Source organism: Thioalkalivibrio sp. HK1, from assembly GCA_000583135.1.
In the GTDB taxonomy this organism is placed as follows: domain Bacteria; phylum Pseudomonadota; class Gammaproteobacteria; order HK1; family HK1; genus HK1.
This window is the reverse complement of the sequence record JFBG01000084.1, coordinates 1-17,138: the sequence shown is the minus strand read 5'-3', so window position 1 is coordinate 17,138 and position 17,138 is coordinate 1. Positions and strand designations below refer to the sequence as shown.

At 51.9% G+C, this 17,138-nt stretch carries 10 protein-coding genes; all 10 read right to left on the bottom strand.

Going from position 1 to position 17,138, the window contains the following annotated elements:
• Nucleotides 1–365: 365 nt before the first annotated feature.
• The gene (gene dnaK, locus BF99_RS0118335; protein WP_025772279.1) at nt 366–2,366 is read right to left on the bottom strand and encodes a molecular chaperone DnaK; all 2,001 of its coding nucleotides are present in this window, start codon (nt 2,364–2,366) and stop codon (nt 366–368) included.
• A gap of 458 nt (nt 2,367–2,824) precedes the next feature.
• Nucleotides 2,825–3,841, bottom strand: coding sequence for a nucleotide exchange factor GrpE (gene grpE, locus BF99_RS24040; RefSeq protein ID WP_025772276.1), 1,017 nt, complete (start codon nt 3,839–3,841; stop codon nt 2,825–2,827).
• A 338-nt stretch (nt 3,842–4,179) separates the two neighbouring features.
• The gene (locus tag BF99_RS22240; RefSeq protein ID WP_025772275.1) at nt 4,180–7,068 is read right to left on the bottom strand and encodes an Hsp70 family protein; all 2,889 of its coding nucleotides are present in this window, start codon (nt 7,066–7,068) and stop codon (nt 4,180–4,182) included.
• Nucleotides 7,069–7,135: 67 nt separating this feature from the next.
• On the bottom strand, nt 7,136–8,065 hold the full coding sequence (gene grpE, locus BF99_RS0118310) for a nucleotide exchange factor GrpE (RefSeq protein WP_197019224.1): 930 nt from the start codon (nt 8,063–8,065) through the stop codon (nt 7,136–7,138).
• 79 nt (nt 8,066–8,144) lie between these two features.
• Entirely contained in the window at nt 8,145–8,618 is a 474-nt protein-coding gene (locus BF99_RS0118305) for a hypothetical protein (RefSeq protein ID WP_156013473.1), read from the bottom strand.
• Nucleotides 8,619–9,174: 556 nt separating this feature from the next.
• Nucleotides 9,175–10,467, bottom strand: coding sequence for a M16 family metallopeptidase (locus BF99_RS0118300; RefSeq protein WP_051482979.1), 1,293 nt, complete (start codon nt 10,465–10,467; stop codon nt 9,175–9,177).
• Between the two features lie 699 nt (nt 10,468–11,166).
• Complete coding sequence (locus tag BF99_RS0118290) at nt 11,167–12,459, bottom strand: M16 family metallopeptidase (protein WP_025772268.1); 1,293 nt, start codon at nt 12,457–12,459, stop codon at nt 11,167–11,169.
• A gap of 340 nt (nt 12,460–12,799) precedes the next feature.
• Nucleotides 12,800–13,894 (bottom strand): Fic family protein, encoded by a 1,095-nt coding sequence (locus tag BF99_RS0118285; RefSeq protein WP_025772266.1) that lies wholly within the window; start codon nt 13,892–13,894, stop codon nt 12,800–12,802.
• A 1,969-nt stretch (nt 13,895–15,863) separates the two neighbouring features.
• On the bottom strand, nt 15,864–16,823 hold the full coding sequence (locus tag BF99_RS21465) for a Fic family protein (protein ID WP_197019223.1): 960 nt from the start codon (nt 16,821–16,823) through the stop codon (nt 15,864–15,866).
• Nucleotides 16,824–16,829: 6 nt separating this feature from the next.
• Entirely contained in the window at nt 16,830–16,970 is a 141-nt protein-coding gene (locus BF99_RS23545; protein WP_197019222.1) for a hypothetical protein, read from the bottom strand.
• Nucleotides 16,971–17,138: the final 168 nt, after the last annotated feature.

The window sequence follows — 17,138 nt, the reverse complement described above, 5'->3', positions numbered from 1 at the left end:
GATCGAAAAGCTCGAATGGCTCGAAAAAGATCGAAGGAATCGAAAGAATCGAGAATATCGAAGGCGAGGGTAAAGGCGAAGACTCGGGAACCGGGGGCTTCGAGGATCGAATCCGATGGATCAAAAGGCCTTCATCCCCAAGCCGGCCGCCGATCGCCGGCCGCCTTTCCTGCCGCTCCTACCGCAATCCAAAACAAAAAAACCAAGGGCGATCATGTCAAGATCATCGCCCTTGAACGAACATCTTTTAGCCTAAGGAAGGCGCCTTCGATTCAAGGCTCGATCCGGGGATCGAGCCCGATCAACGAAAGAGGCGCCGAAGGCACCCGCCCCTTCGGCAAGCAGGATCAGCGAAACGCCGGAAATCAGCCCTGCTTGGTATCACCCCTATTATCTTCCTTGACCTCCTCGAACTCCGCATCGACCACATTATCGTCTTGCTTGTTCGAGGCTCCGCCCCCGCTCGCCCCATCGTCCTTGCCGAAAATCTCATCCCCGGCTTGTCCGGACTGCGACTGGCGATAGGCTTTCTCGGCCAGTTTCCCGGCGAGTTCGGCCAACGTCTTCGAACGCGCCTCGATCGCCGCCTTGTCGTTGCCCTCCTTGACCGCTTCCAACTCCTCGATAGCCTTGTTGATGGCGGTCTTTTCCGATTCGTCGGCATGGCTCCCAAGCTCGTCGAGGGATTTTTTCGTGCCGGAAATCAGGGCATCGGCGCTGTTTCTCGCATCGGCCAACTCCCGGAACTTCCTATCCTCCTCGGCATGGGCCTCGGCATCCTTGATCATCCGCTCGATCTCCTCGGATGCGAGCCCCGATTGACCGGTGATCCGGATCGACTGCTCCTTGCCGGTGGCATTGTCCTTGGCCGATACATTCAAGATGCCGTTGGCGTCGATATCGAAACTCACCTCGATCTGCGGCATCCCGCGCGGAGCCGGCGGAATCCCTTGGAGGTCGAAACGCCCCAGCGATTTATTGTCGCTGGACCGCTCGCGCTCGCCTTGCAGGACATGCACGGTCACCGCCGACTGATTATCCTCGGCGGTCGAGAAAACCTGCGATTCCTTGGCCGGGATCGTCGTATTCTTGGCGATCAGCTTCGTCATCACCCCGCCCAGCGTCTCGATCCCCAAAGAAAGCGGCGTGACATCGAGCAAGAGCATGTCCTTGACATCGCCTGCGAGCACCCCGCCTTGGATCGCTGCGCCCATGGCCACCGCCTCGTCGGGATTGACATCCCTCCTCGGCTCCTTGCCGAAGATCGACCCCACCACCTCCTGCACCTTTGGCATCCGGGTCTGACCGCCGACCAAGATGACCTCGTCGATATCGGAGGCCGCAATATCGGCATCTTTCATCGCGATCCGACACGGCTCCACCGTGCGAGCGATCAGATCCTCGACCAAAGACTCCAACTTGGCCCGCGTCAGCTTCAAGGTCAGATGCTTCGGCCCGCTGGCATCGGCGGTGATGAAGGGGAGATTGATATCCGTTTGGGAAGCGGTGGAGAGCTCGATCTTCGCTTTTTCCGCCGCATCTTTGAGGCGCTGCAAAGGAATCGGATCGCTGCCATCGCGCAGATCCATCCCGTTGTCTTTCTTGAACTGATCGCACAGATAATCGATGATGCGCTTGTCGAAGTCCTCACCGCCCAAGAAGGTATCCCCGTTGGTCGACTTGACCTCGATTTGGTGCTCGCCGTCGATCTCCGCCATCTCGATGATCGAGATATCGAAGGTGCCGCCGCCTAGGTCGTAAATCGCGATCTTCGAATCCCCGAGCCGCTTGTCCATGCCGTAGGCCAAAGCGGCCGCCGTGGGCTCGTTGATGATGCGCTTGACATCCAACCCCGCGATGCGGCCGGCGTCCTTGGTCGCCTGACGCTGGGAGTCATTGAAATAAGCCGGCACGGTAATCACCGCGGAATCGACCTTCTCGCCCAGATATTCCTCCGCCGTGCGCTTCATCTTCTGCAACACGCGGGCCGAAATCTCCGGAGGAGACTTGCTCTCACCGTGCACCTCGATCCACGCATCGCCGTTATTCGCCTTGACGATGGAATAAGGCACGATCTCGATATCGCGCTGCACTTCCTCGTCTTCGAAACGGCGTCCGATCAGACGCTTGAAGGCATAGAGCGTGTTCTTGGGGTTGGTCACCGCCTGACGCTTCGCCGCCTGGCCGACCAACACCTCTTCTTTACCGGAACCGGCATCCTCGGGAAAGGCGACCACCGAGGGGGTGGTTCTCCCGCCCTCGCTGTTCTCCAAAATCCGCGCCGATCCTCCCTCCATGATCGCAACGCAGGAATTCGTCGTACCCAGATCGATACCGATGATTTTGCCGCTTGTTCCCGCTGCCATGGTCGATGCCTCCGATTGTCCTCGTCATCTTCCTTTTTCGATGCGAGGTGATGTTGAAATCTTGAGATTCCCGTTTTGCCTGCCGGGCAAAGCCGCACCTTGATCTTCGCAAGGTGCGGAGCGTTGCGAAAAATCGCGCTTTCGCTCGGATTCCTCGCCGCCGGGATACAAACCGGGATACAAAGAAAGATGTGCCCGATGGATGATCCGTGCCGACGATCCCTGCCGATCATCCATGCCTGCGATACGAACGATCGGCACCGGGCTTTTTTCTTCCCCGCAAGATATGGGGTCTTCCTATCTTCTTTGCAAGTACGAGGGCGAATCGGCTAGCGTTGTGGCTAGCCGAGACCACCGCCCGCGCCTTGTTTCAATCCGATTTCCAGTTATCCGATTTCCAGTTAGATAGCGTGAAAATCAAACATGCCCGGGATGCCGGCAATCCCCGCAAGCAACCATCACTTCGCGATCACCACCATCGCCGCCCGGATGACCCGCCCGTTGAGCAGGCACCCTTTTTGGAAGACATCGATCACCGTTTTCGGTGCCACCCCCTCACTCGGCACCTCGCTGATGGCTTGGTGAACCTCGGGATTGAAGAGCTCGCCCTTGGGATCGATGATTTCGATGCCATGCTTGCCCATCGCCCCGTCGAGCATTTCCAAGGTAAGCGCCATCCCCTCGACGATCTTGTCGATACCCGAACTACCCGCCGAATCAGCAGCCTGCGATTCACCATCATCGGGCTCGACCACCGAGGATCGCTCCGAACTCACCCCCTCTTCGGCATAAGACCCAAGCCCGGGCTCGATCGCCAATTCAGCCACCGATCCAGCCGCCGAAGATGAGATCGGCTCCGCATCCCCTTGCCCTTGAACCGACCCTTGCGGTGCCGGACTCGACTCCCCGGAAAACCCATCGGAGACATTTTTTTGCTGCTGCGCCGCCACAAGCCCGAGTTCGAGACTATCCCGAACCGGCAAAATCGACTTGATAAAACCCTCCAACGCATACTTATGCGCATTCTCGACATCCCGAGCCGTACGCTTGCGGACATTTTCCAACTCCGCCTGCGCCCGAAGCGCCTGATCGCGAAAACGATCCACCTGATCCCGCGCCTCGGCAAGTTCCGCCGCCGAAGGCAAAACCTCGACCGCCTCATCCGCCCCAAGCACCTCCGCCTCGGACCGCGCATCGACCGCACCATCACCCTCGGCACCGCCACCCTCGCTCTCGGCGCCCACACCCTCCGCCACCGCATCGAGACCCACATCTTCCCCTTGCGGCGAGTCACCTTCGGAGGATTGCCGCCCCCCCAAATCCTCACCAGAGGACGAACCAGCCCCCGACGAGACTGCATCCCCTTGCCCCATCACCTCGTCCGAACCCCGAACGGCAGAGCCCTGCCCATCCGCCCCACCAACGAAGGCATCCACCCCGGAAGGCTCTTGCGCCGATTTCTCTTCACTTGCCATGATGATCGAACCCTTTTTCGATACTGCACGTTGCCATTGACAACGGGAACCGAGACCCAGACCGCACTGAGGTCACACACCCGCCGATGCCATCCTAGACCCGTCCCGATTGCAATAGCCGAATATCTGCGAGCGAAAAACCGAAAACCGACATCGGGGCAACAATGCCCGATTTCAAGCAGTCAGCCACATAACCGAAGCCTTTGATCGCACACTTCCCCGCCAAGGTAGAAAAAAACCGCACCACCGCCCTTCGCCGATACGAACAACACCCACTCCCTCAATCGGTGAATTTTTGAGGCGTAACACCCAAATACCGATAAGGTATACGCCTCGCATCAATCGGCACGCTTGGCGGCAGCAACTGCCTCTGCGAATATCTCGCCGTGCCCTTGCTCGGCAGCAATATCAGAAGGTTTTTTTCCATTGAGCATAGTCGCATTTTCATTTGCTCCGGCTTTGACTAGTGCTTTGATCACATCAAAGTGCCCGCGACCCGCAGCATTATGCAAAGGTGTCTTGCCTTCCTCGTCTTTCGCATTGAGAGCGGCAGCAACTGCCTTTGCGAATATCTCATCATGCCCTTGCTCGGCAGCAATATCAGAGGGTTTTTTTCCATTGAGCATAGTCGCGTTGATATTTGCTCCGGCTTCAACTAGTGCTTTGATCACATCAAAGTGCCCACGACCCCCAGCATTATGCAAAGGTGTCTTGCCTTCCTCGTCCTTCGCATTGAGATCGAATCCGACATTGACCAACTCTCGAACCACGGGAAGATGCCCGCTGAATGCGGCGAGGTGCAAAGGCGTGTGTCCATGATTGTTTGTCACGTTCGGATCCAATCCAGCATTGATCAGCCTTTTGACTGATTCGTAGTGCCCGTCCCAAGCGGCTTTGTGTAAGGGAGTCCATCCCGCCTCATCTTTATTTTTTGGATCTGTCAAATTCTTAGCAGACTCTTCGGTCGCATTGGTGAGGCTAGCCTCATCTTCATACTCGTTGAGTGTTTTTTCCGATTCTCCGACTTGATTGCCAAACTCACCAAGTACTTTTTTCGCCTCATGAACTTCGCTGTCGATATCACTTTTTCCATCTGTCGACTCATGGGGTTTTCTACCATCCTCAGTACTCAACTTTACTTTTTTAGCCAACTGTTCGATCTCTTCGTCGAAAAGCCCTGTTTGACGAGTGATTCGAATCGATCGTTTTGTGCCGGTAGCCTTATCTATGGCCGATACGTTCCAACAATCGTTAGAATCTATATTGATGCTTACCTCAATTTTTGGCACCCCTCGAGGAGCTCTCTCAATCCCTTTGAGATGGAAATACTCCAGCAATTCATTGTCGCAAGCGATCTCGCTCTCACCTTGGAAAACACACACAGTCACAGCCGATTGATAATCCTCGGATGTAGTAAAAATATGCGACTTACTAATAGGAATTATCGTACCTTTATCGATCAGTTTCTTCATCTTTCCATTCTTCTGTTTGATACCTAGGGAATAAGATGTCACATCTTGATATGTCACATCTTCAAAATCAGTGCTTCCGCCACCATCTGCCAGCATCCCGCCCAAGATCGCCGCGCCAAGTGCCACAGATTTATCAGGATCAACACCCCAACTAGGCTCCTTGCCGAAAATCGACTTCACTAACTCTTGCACTTTTGGCATCCGAGTTTGACCGCCAACAAGAATGACTTTATCAATATCAGATGCCGAAACACCGGCATCTTTCATCGCCATCCGACACGGCTCCACTGTGCGAGCGATCAAATCATCAACCAGCGATTCCAGCCTAGATCGGGACAAATTCACTGTGATCACCTCCGATCCAATAGCTGGCGGTTTAATATTCATAAATGTCTGCTTCTCGTTAGATAAATGCTTTTTTGCCTCTTCTGCTTGATAATCGATCTCCGCTTTCGTGATGATCAAAGCCTTAGGGTCTTTGTTTTTACGCAAATCCAATCCGTGTTCTTTATTTATATAGTCATAAACATATTCAGCGATACGAGCATCGAATTTTACACCCCCTAAAGTTGCATCACCATTGGTCGACTTGACCTCAATGCGGCGTCTATCATCAATTTTCACCATCTCAATGATCGAAACATCAAAGGTTCCACCCCCAAAGTCATAAATCGCTATTTTCAAACCTTCTCGCCAATTATCTTTAACATAATTCAAAGCGGCAGCAGTAGGTTCATTAATAATACGCTTGACATCGAGTCCGGCAATACGACCTGCATCTTTGGTCGCCTGGCGTTGGGAATTATTGAAACGCGCGGGTACGGTAATCACCGCTGCATTTATTTCACCTAAATGTTGCGCTGCTATTCGTTTCATCTTATGTAGAATATGAGCCGAGACTTCTTGGGGTAATTTACATTCACCGTGAATTTCGGTCGAAGCATCACCATTATCCGTCCTGACAATAGAATAGGAAGCATCTTTGATATAGCATTGCACTTCTTCATCATAAAATCGGCGACCGATTAGACGCTTGATAGAATCAATCGTAATCTTTGGGAAATAGATCTTATTAGTCTTCGCGAAATGACCTACCAACACCTCACCCTCCTCAGGAAACTTCACCACCGAAGGAATAATCGGTCCGCCGCCACCTTCTAGGTCGTCTAAAACCCGACATTCATCTTCATCCATGATCGCAACGCAAGAGTTCGTTGTACCGAGATCAATACCTATGATATATTCTGTTTTTCCATCGGATTTTTCGGATGGATTGTTGGGCGATGGCACGTCATACATTGATCGCTCTACTTCCTTCTTAAATATCTCTATCTCTTTGGATTGCGGAGCCGATATCGCTTCTAATAGTCTCCAGATGGTATCGAGTGATCTATAGGTATAGTCATCATCAAATTCTTCACGTTTCGGAGTCGGATGACTGTATTGATTGCGAATTCCTCGACTTTCCAATATATACGCTCGAATTTGAGATGTGTGGTTTTTATAGAAAATCTCTCTCCAAGTCTTCAATATCACCTCGATCAAAGCAGATACATCCCACATATCAATTGGCTTATCCGCCAATCGTCTCTGGATTGGTGATGGATTTGCTAACAATTTGAGCATCTCTTCTTTTGAGATTCCTTCTTTTCTAATCTCTCGTTCAACAAAATTAGCAAGAGCTTCTTGAAGGAAATCGAGAGATTTTCTGATACGTTCAAAATTGGCTATCGACATGTTTTTCTCCGAAAGCATGTTACTTTATATCGAAAAATCGATTGTGATCGACAATGCAGCGCACTCTGAGTCAGAGAAAGAAAAATTATTTAGCGATCACTACATCCGCGAAGCGCACAATTTTTCCACCGAACAGCCATCCCTTACGATAGACGGAAAGGACAATTCCTGAGTCTACCCCCTCTCTCCTCTCATCACCTATGATTCGGCTGGTTTTGAAATCGATAGGTCTACCTTTAGGATAGAAGACTTGGAATCCAGATCTCTCCATTACCTGTTCAAATTCTTTCAAGTATAGAGCCATATTCTTGATGATACTGCTATGATCTGAGACGGCCGATGGGGAGATGGCTAAGGATCCACCGTCAAGGTGTAGATCATCCAAATCTCGCTCCATTTTATCCAGGACCGGAATAATTTTCTTGGCGAATCCTTTCAATTCTTCCTTACGCTCTTCCTCAATCTGCTCGCGGCAGTTCTTGAGTCGGCGGAGCGCATTCTCAGTTTCTTTTTGGCAGTCTTCATACGCTTCTTTAATAAAACGGCACTGATCTTTATAGTGTTCAACCTGATCTTTTTCACCTTCTAGTTCTTTGCAAGCACCATCAAATTTGATTTGAGATTGACGAGCATCTTCACGAGAGACTTCAGTCTGGCGGAGCGCATCATCACGTTCCTTGCGAGTTTTTTCCAGCTCCGTTTGAGTATCAATGGCCTGTTTACGGTAGTGATCGGCCTGAACCTGCGCATTTTCATAGGTTTTTTTCATCTCTGTTTGGATGCGATAGGCCTCTTCCTTTGCAGTCTCGTGATCAGATTGCTTTTTGAGGGTATCGAGTTCCTCGCGAAGGTCTTTATTCTGACTGAGCGCATCATCCCGTTCCTTGCGGGCTCCCCCCAGATCGATTTCGGCTTGACGAGACAGCTTACGAAAGCGTACCGTGAAATACAGACTCAATAACATGAATCCGAGGAGGAATACGTTGATCAAAAGCATGATCTGGTAGTTTGTCATCGCTATGGCTCCTTTGGCGAAGTCATTCAGGCGGGATAAATCCTTCGCTTTCAAGCGCATAAATAACCTTGGAGCACATTCAGCGCTCGGATTGGGCTTTCATCTCTTCGAGTTCTTTGCGAGCGCTTTCCAGTTCCGTTTGGGTGTCGATGGCCTGTTTGCGGTAGTGCTCGGCTTGGGCTTGCGCATTTTCAAGATCTTCGTAGACTTTTTTCATCTCGACTTGGATGCGGTCGGCTTCTTCGCGGCCGCGTTTGACCTCTTGTTTTGTGATCTCGAGTTCTTCTTTGGCTTTTTTCGATTCCGATTCGGCTCGAAGGGCCATCTCATGGTCGATATCGGACTGCTCTTTCAGGATATCGAGGTTCTTGCTGATGTTGTCCAGCCTCGCCATCGACTTTTTTTCCAAGGCCTCGTTCGCTACCCTGAGCTCTTCGTATCGGCGTTCGGTCGCCACTCTGCTGCCCATGCTGCGGGCTAGGATGTAGATCCATGAAAACAGCTTGTCAAGGAACAGTTCGTTGAGCGCCAACATGATTGTGTAGATCACCATCGTCATTCTTCCTGTAGTGGTGCCGTTCTCGGTGAGGGTAGTGCCTCTGCGATCGGACGGGCAAGCCCCATCCGAGCCTGTCTGTTCAGTGGGCTTGCGATCCCGAAATGCGCTCTGTGAGCCCGGCGATACCCTAAGCCGGGCGGTATTTTAGCCAAAAACGCCTCCGGATCGACAGGCTTGGCGGCATCTGGGAAACGAACTTGCGCTCGCCCGTCCCATCGGCTCAATCGACTCCCGAGGGCGTGTGCTCCCACTTTCCCCTGCCAACCCGCGCGCAAGCAGTGCCGCTCGCGGCGGAGCCGAAACGCCGAGCCTTGCGCGAATCGTAAGCCACTTTCCCCCTAGTAGACTCACAGTATCGTCTGATGTTCGCCAATTCCGAGCCGGAAAAGCGATATCGTAGCCTCGATGGACGATTTTGTGCCGAAAAATCGGATAAGGCGAGCAGAAACCCGAGGAGAGACACCGATCTCCAAGGGATTCCCATAACGAACAAAGCCCCCTTCGCCTCGGATGAGACGAAGGGGGCTGGACTTACCCCTGCTTTGTCGGCTCAGGCCTTCTTGCCCTTGGTGAGGAGGTCGGCGAAGGTCTCGTTCGACATGATGTCGGCTTTGGGGCCGATGGCGGCGATTGCCGGCGGACCGCCGTTGATCAGGTCGGCGGCGACGGCTTTTATGTCGGCCAACTGCACGGCTTCGTATTTGTTCAAGATATCCTCTTCGTCCTGCGGCTCGCCGAAGAGCAGTATCTGATTCGCTAGCAACTCGCCGCAATCACCCACGGACTCGCTCATCATCACTTTCGATGAGCGAATTTTTGTCTTGACGCGGTCAAGTTCATCAGCACTTACATCATCGACAAGATCGGCAATCTGTTCGGCGGTTACCTCAAGCATCTCGTTCACTTGCTCTGCCGATGTGCCAGCACCGATAAGTAGGCATCCGGTATCGGAGTAAAACCTAGCACCGGATCCGATCCCGTAGCAAAGCCCTCGCTTCTCTCGCACCTCTTGGAAAAGGCGAGAGGAGAAACCATGACCAAGCATCAGCGCGAGCAACTCCAAGGCATAGCGGCGCTCGTCATGCTCACCGAAGGCCGGCAGGCCGACCAAGATGTGTACCTGCTCCAGATGATCCCGTGTTTCGATATAGCGTCCGCCTTGCCATTTTGGGGTGATGCGTTCGGCATTCTCGGCGTTTTTGAGCCCACCAAGTTTGGCCTCGACACGGCGGACGAAATCATCATGATCAACCGCACCGGAGGCGACAACTAGCATTTGACCGGCACCGTAATGACGATTCATGAACCCTGTGAGATCATCACGAGAGAATGATTTGACGTTATCAACCGAACCGAGGATCGAGCGACCGAGCGTATGCTCGCCATAAGCGGCACGGGAGAATAAGTCTTGAAGCATACGGTTCGGATTGTCGAGTGCTTGGCCAATCTCCTGAATGATCACACCCCGCTCGCGTTCGATCTCGTCTTCCGGCATCGTCGGATTGATCAGGATGTCCGCAAGGATATCGATCCCCATATCCAAGTGCTCGGGAAGAAGGTGCATGTGGTAAGCGGTTTCTTCGCGACCAGTATGCGCATTCATACCACCGCCGACATCCTCCACTTCGATGGCGATATCACGAGCGGTGCGGCTCTTCGTTCCTTTGAATGCTATATGCTCGAGCATGTGGGCAATGCCGGTCTCGCTATCATGCTCATCGCGTGCTCCGGCGTTCACCCAGATACCGAGATACAGGCTCTTTGCCTGCGGCGTCGGACGGGTGGCGACTTTCAAACCATTCGGCAACTCGGTGAGGTTACCACGGGGTGCGTTGTTAGTCATGGTTGGATTGTCTCCGTGTCTAGCCAAGGGATGTACTTCCGCTTTCAATCCATATAAGTCTTCGATTCATTTTTTCAAGCGGTGCAATTATACAAAATCTTCTATCTTTTGTCAATAGGCAATACGTCCTTTCTTCTGACTCGGCTGGTCGAATCTATGATCTAGCTCTATAAGTCGGCTATGGAAGCACAAAAATCATGCTGATTTTTATCAAGAAAAATCGCTATTTCAGCCTGTTTTTATCGATATAACGGCATCGTCATCCAATTGAATCCGAGTCTTGAGTATGCTGCCGTATTTCATCTCTCGAACGAAGTCCTTTTTCGTCAACTCATTCGGATATCGGCGCATGGTTTGAGGGGTTCGCAGGAGGTGTCTTTCGCGAGAATCTCGATTTGCGTACAAGGATTGAGATGACTCTCGACCGATTTGATGGTCGAGCGCGCTGCTTGTGCCATCGCATCGAGCATATTAGTCACTCAATCCTCATATTCATCCCTTACAGCAAGCGGGTGGAAACGGAGAAAAACAAGCACGCTAGGGCATAGCGTACTGCGGGACCTGATGAAAATTCTCGAGTGATTGCTTCTCCGGGCTATGCGGATCGGCAAATTAAAAGATGCTGGATATTGTGACAACATATAAGCCCCCTTCGCCTCGGGGGGAGGCGAAAGGGGCTGCCTTGCCTGCCTTGTCGGTTCAGGCCTTCTTGCCTTTGGTGAGAAGATCGGCGAAGGTCTCGTTCGACATGATGTCGGCTTTGGGGCCGATGGCGGCGATTGTCGGTGGGCCGCCGTTGATCAGGTCGGCGGCGATCGATTTTATGTCGGCCAAACTCACGGCTGCGTACTTGTTCAGGATTTCGGAGTCATCCTGGGGCTCGCCGAGTCGAAGAATTTGGCCCGCCAGCGACCTGCCACACGCCTGCACCGACTCGCGCGACATCACCATCGAAGAACGGACTTGCGTCTTGACTCGTTCGAGCTCATCGGCACTGACGCCATCGGCAAGGTCGACAATCTGCTCGGCGGTCACCGCAAGCATCTCGTTCACCTGCTCCGCCGATGTGCCGGAGTAGATGGAAAAATGCCCGCTATCGGAATAAAGATCGGGGTAGGAAAAGATCGTATAGCAAAGCCCGCGCTTCTCTCGCACCTCTTGGAAGAGGCGGGAGGACATGCCGCCACCGAGTATCGTCGAGAACAAGGACAAGGCATAGCGGCGCTCGTCGTATGCTCCGAAGGCTGGCAGGCCGACCAAGATGTGCATCTGCTCCAAGTGATCGCGCGCTTCGATGCTGCGCCCGCCATGCCATTTCGGGGTGATGCGCTCGGCGTTCTCAGCGTTTTCAAGCCCACCGAGTTTGGCCTCGACGCGGCGGACGAAATCCTCATGATCGACCGCACCGGAGGCGACAACCAGCATCTGACCGGATCCGTAATGCCGGTTCATGAACCCCGTGAGATCATCGCGCGAGAAAGCCTTGATGTTATCGACCGAACCCAAGATCGGACGACCGAGCGTATGTTCGCCGTAAGCGGCACGGGCGAATAGATCGTGAAGAAGATCGTCGGGCTCATCGAGTGCTTGGCCGATTTCCTGAATGATCACCCCCCGCTCGCGCTCGATCTCGTCTTCCGGCATCGTCGGGTTGGTCAGGATATCCGCGAGAATATCGATCCCCATATCCAAGTGCTCGGGAAGAAGGCGCATGTGGTAAGCGGTTTCTTCGCGACCGGTATGCGCATTCATATCACCGCCGACATTCTCCACTTCGATGGCGATATCACGGGCGGTGCGGCTCTTGGTTCCTTTGAATGCTATATGTTCAAGCATGTGGGCGATGCCAGCCTCGCTATCGCGCTCGTCGCGTGCTCCGGCGTTTACCCAGACGCCGACGAACAGGCTTTTAGCATGGGGCATCGGATGGGTGGCGACCTTCAAGCCATTCGGCAACTCGGTGAGGATACCGCGGGATGGGGCGTTGGTCATGGATTGTGCTCCGGGTTCGGTCGATGAATGTTCTTCCGCTTTCAACCAATGTGGGTCTTCGGTCCGTTTTTTCAAGCGGCGCAATTATACAGACTCTTCTATCCTTTGTCAACAGGCAGTACGTCCTTTCTTATGATTCGGTCGGTCGAATCTATAGTTTCGCCCTATAAATCGGCTATGGGAGCATGAAAAATCATGCTGGTTTTCATCGAGAAAAACCGCTATTTCGGCCTGTTTTCAGTGATGTAAGGGCATCGCTCTCCGATTAGCGATGCCCGGATATTTCGCTTCCCTTACGGTTATCTCTCGGCGGCGAAAAAAGGGTGATTTCAGGGCTACCCTATTCCACCCCGCCTGCTTGGATATGTGTCAATAGCGCAACCAAAGGGTCGTTGATATAAAAATTGTTGCGGCCATGTCTTATCTCTCGAACGAAGCCCTTTTTCGTCAACTCTTTAAGGTACCGGCGCGCGGTTTGGGGTTCGCGGTCGATGTCTTTCGAAAGAAGTTCGATCCGCGTATAAGGGAAGCGAAAGAGGTTGTTCAACAGATCTCGGGAATGGATTTTGGGCAACTCTTCGCGCATCCGTTTGTTGGCGTGGTGCATTATCTTGCGAAGGCTCTCGACCGATTTGATGGTCGAGCGCGCCGTTTGCGTCACCGCATCGAGCATGTAAATCACCCACTCCTCCCAAGCATCCTCCGTGCGCACCCTTTGCAGCAGGCGGTAGTAATCCGGTCTGGCGGCATGGATGGCGCGGCTGAGGTAGAGGATGGGCGCATCGAGCAAGCCCGTGTGGATCAGGTACAGGAGATTCAGGATCCTCCCGATACGGCCATTGCCGTCGGGAAAGGGATGGATGCTCTCGAAGCGATGGTGGATGAGCGCCATGCGGACCAACGGGTGGAGCCCGTCGCTCGCCTGGGCATTGATGAAGGATTCCAGTTCTCGCATCAGCCGCACGACCGCTTGCGGGTCTTGCGGCGGCTCGTAGACCACCTCTCTCGTGCGCAGATTGATCAGTTTGGTGCCCGGTTGGGTGCGATAGCCGTCTCCGCGCTGCTTCAAGATACGAAACATCGAGATGAACATGTTTTCGGTAATGCCGCCTATCTCACGCAAATCGGCATAGCCTTGCTGCAAGGCATCGCAGTGATGAACGACCTCTTTTGCCTTGGGAGAGGCGATATCGGGCAACGAGAAGGCGCGAAATGCCTCTTCCTGCGTGATGACGATATTCTCGATGGCCGAGCTCGCCAAGGCCTCTTGCAGGTATAGCGTGTCCATGGGGATGCCCAGATCGGACAAACCTCTCATCTTCCCACGCAGTTCACCCAGAGCCTCCCGAGCATCGCCCAGTGCTTTCAGGACGGGAATCGTGGTGATTTTCTCCGCCGACGGCAGCGGAGCGACATTCTCGAACGAATTTTGCATCTTGCTCCTTCTTCTTGTTATTTCTCTTGGTTCATTGATATGCGAAATCGATTTTTCGCATATCCATTGATGCTATCAGATACTTATTATAGCGTAAAATGAACCTATTTTTATCGATGATTATCAAAAACAACCATAACTGAACTTGAAATAATGATTATCAAGAAATCTGAAAAATGAATTCATTCTCATCGACATTCATCAAAAATCGCGAATAATGAATCTATTTTTCCGATATTTCCCAACGATCATCGAGAATGAAACCGCCCTATTTCGCCTTTCCCACGGCTTTTTCGCCTAATGTACCTCGCTCTCGGTGGGCAATACGAGCCACCAGACAAAGCACACTAGCTGCGAATATCGATTGACACGCTTATCCGAGGGCACCCGCACTCGTTTGGCTCCGCCCCAAGAAGGGTCATTTTTGACAATTTATTGCGATTATAGGCCAGATATCGGTGAATATCTTGGGTAAATGCTGGTTTTCGGGGATAACCTCGAACAATGGGAGGCTTTTCAAGGCTCGATGCTGCGGAGAAACCCGCAAAAGCGATGCCTCCTAAGCGAAATTCCCTGGTTCAAACGACAAAAAGACCCATCAGACGGAGATTTCGGCAGGATAATACCGCCTACATGGCTTGACCTGCCAACCAGAGACCTGAAACGAGCACCACTGATCTACTCCTACATCTATCAAAAAATGTCGAAAATGAATCTTTTTCCCAAACCCCTATCAAAATTCCCCAAAAATGAATCCTTTTTCTCGATTGCTATCAAAAATCCCTGAATGTGAATCTTTTTCCTCAATTCCTATCAGATATCGTTGAAAATGAATCTTTCTCTTCGATTCCTATCAAAAATAACTCTATGCGGAATCCGCAGGGCTTTCGTCCCCCAACAGATCGCATCTTGCACTCGCTCTGGAGGTTGGTCCGCCGTGAGAGCCGAACTGACTGATTACGGGAGGGATGAGCAATTTTCCGAGGCTCGTTTTCCCATGCATCGCTTGGATGGGTAGCACCTATGGGCGGTACTGCACCAATCCGACCAGTGCCCTGCCCATTGGGCCAGTCGCTCGAACCGATGTCAACGACAGGGCTTTGGCAGTCTCACAGGAAAGTGCCGACCATTCTTGCCGCGATGTCAATGACGCACTCGCGTTCCATGCGGGCGGGATGCCGATGGGATCGGGATCTAAGGATCCCCTCCTAGTACCTCGCCATCGCATTCGTAGGGAATGCTGACCGCAGTGCACCCACCCAACGCTTCGTGGCGAAATTTCTCGCTGACGTGGATGTGCACTTATCCGGCTTCGAGGCATTGGCCGCGAACTTCGAGTGGCTCGATTTTTCCTCGGAGACATCAAAAATCTGGCGAAGATTCTCTGATATCAGCCAAATATCCGTATCTCATCAGACGTCTGCCACGAAGCGAGGCCGGTCTCCTCGTGATCGCGATCATTTCCGGCGACGGAGTGCCTATCGGTCATCCTTATTCCTATCAAATATCGCTGAAAATGAATCTTTCTCATGAATACATATCAAAAAATGCCATATATGAAATCGTCTTCTAGACTCATATCAAAAATCGGCAAAAATAAACGTTTTTTCTCAATGCTTACCAAGGATCGTAGCACACTAGGGTTATTGGGACACTCATGACAATCAGGCGGCGATCAGGACTCCGTCTATTTCATCGCGTGTGAACTGGCTTGGCGAGCGATGTCTGCACCACTCGGTCAGCCGCCTGGGGGCACATCGAGGCATCAAATCACCCACACTCAATCGATGGGGCCATCGAGGGTCCACTCACCTCACGACTTCTTGCTTGCGCTTGGCCGTTATCCGCTCTCTCCGAGTCCACATTCCTCTGACTGGCCATGGAACACCTCTGCCATCCCATAAAATCAGGGCTGGGATCAGGTCTTAATTGGTGGTGTCCCAGATAGCCCTAGGGCAAGGGAAATGCTCTAACTTTCCTTATCATCGCTAGTCGCTGAAACATCCACAAATAACTCAACCAATGAGTCATTGATATAATAGTTATTACGACCTTGTTTTATCTCGCTAACAAACCCTTTATCCGTCAGTTCTTTCAGATATCTACGTGCCGTTTGAGCTTCACGAGATATATCTTTCGCAAGAAAATCAATTCGAGTATAAGGAAATCGAAATAAATTATTCAACAAGTCTTGCGAATAAATTCTTGGCAATTCATCTCGCATACGTTTCTTCGTGCGTAGCATTAGCTCACGAATATCCTCAACTAGCTTCAGCGTAGAATATGCCGTTTGCGTGACTACATTCAACATATAAATCACCCACTCTTCCCAAGCATCATCGGTGCGTACTTTTTGGAGCAGTCGGTAGTAGTCCATTTTGGTAGCGTTGATAGTCCGACTAAGGTAAAGAATTGGCATATCCAACAATCCTGCATGAGTCAGGTATAGGACGTTCAATATCCTTCCAACTCGACCATTACCGTCCGGAAAAGGATGGATACTTTCAAAGCGGTGATGGATGAGGGCCATGCGAACCAACGGATCAATTTCGTCGTCTTCTTTGCTATTGATGAAAGCCTCCAATTCTCGCATCAATCGTATAATCTCTTGAGGATCTTGGGGTGGCTCATAGACGACTTTCTTTGTTCGCTCATTGATTAACTTGGTGCCCGGCGTGGTGCGGTAGCCATCTTCACGCTGTTTCAGAATCCGAAACATCGAGATGAGCATATTTTCGGAAATACCACCTATTTCACGCCAATCGGCATAGCCGCGTCGCATCGCATCCCGATAACGGACAACCTCCTTTGCCTCGGGAGAGGCGGCTTCGGGCATCAGGTCAGCACGAAAAGCCTCGTCCTGTGTAGTGACGATATTTTCAATCGCCGAACTTGCCAACGCCTCCTGCAGATACAGCGTGTTGATCAAGATGCCCTAGTTAGGCAGACTCCTCGCAGTGCCGCATAAGAGGCCGAGTGATGCGTGCGCCTGAGTCTGTGCCTTCAATACGGGGATAGTGGTGATCTTATCCGCCGTCGGTAGCGGGGCAACGCTGTTGTCGAACATACCTAGCATTTTCCACTCCTATCTGTGCTGTACATCTTCATTGCGCATTTACACGAAATTCTGGTTTCGCACAAATACTCGGATCACGCAGGACGGTAAGAATAGCAAAAAAAATTACCCTCCTTTGTTGATTCCTATCAAATATCGCCGATTGTGAAACTTTTTCCTCGATTCCTA

Bases quoted from the DNA above. Each gene is read 5' to 3' on its own strand.
- dnaK (WP_025772279.1), bottom strand. From the start codon at position 2,366: ATGGCAGCGGGAACAAGCGGCAAAATCATCGGTATCGATCTGGGTACG.
- grpE (WP_025772276.1), bottom strand. From the start codon at position 3,841: ATGGCAAGTGAAGAGAAATCGGCGCAAGAGCCTTCCGGGGTGGATGCC.
- BF99_RS22240 (WP_025772275.1), bottom strand. From the start codon at position 7,068: ATGCTTTCGGAGAAAAACATGTCGATAGCCAATTTTGAACGTATCAGA.
- grpE (WP_197019224.1), bottom strand. From the start codon at position 8,065: ATGACAAACTACCAGATCATGCTTTTGATCAACGTATTCCTCCTCGGA.
- BF99_RS0118305 (WP_156013473.1), bottom strand. From the start codon at position 8,618: ATGGTGATCTACACAATCATGTTGGCGCTCAACGAACTGTTCCTTGAC.
- BF99_RS0118300 (WP_051482979.1), bottom strand. From the start codon at position 10,467: ATGACTAACAACGCACCCCGTGGTAACCTCACCGAGTTGCCGAATGGT.
- BF99_RS0118290 (WP_025772268.1), bottom strand. From the start codon at position 12,459: ATGACCAACGCCCCATCCCGCGGTATCCTCACCGAGTTGCCGAATGGC.
- BF99_RS0118285 (WP_025772266.1), bottom strand. From the start codon at position 13,894: ATGCAAAATTCGTTCGAGAATGTCGCTCCGCTGCCGTCGGCGGAGAAA.
- BF99_RS23545 (WP_197019222.1), bottom strand. From the start codon at position 16,970: ATGCTAGGTATGTTCGACAACAGCGTTGCCCCGCTACCGACGGCGGAT.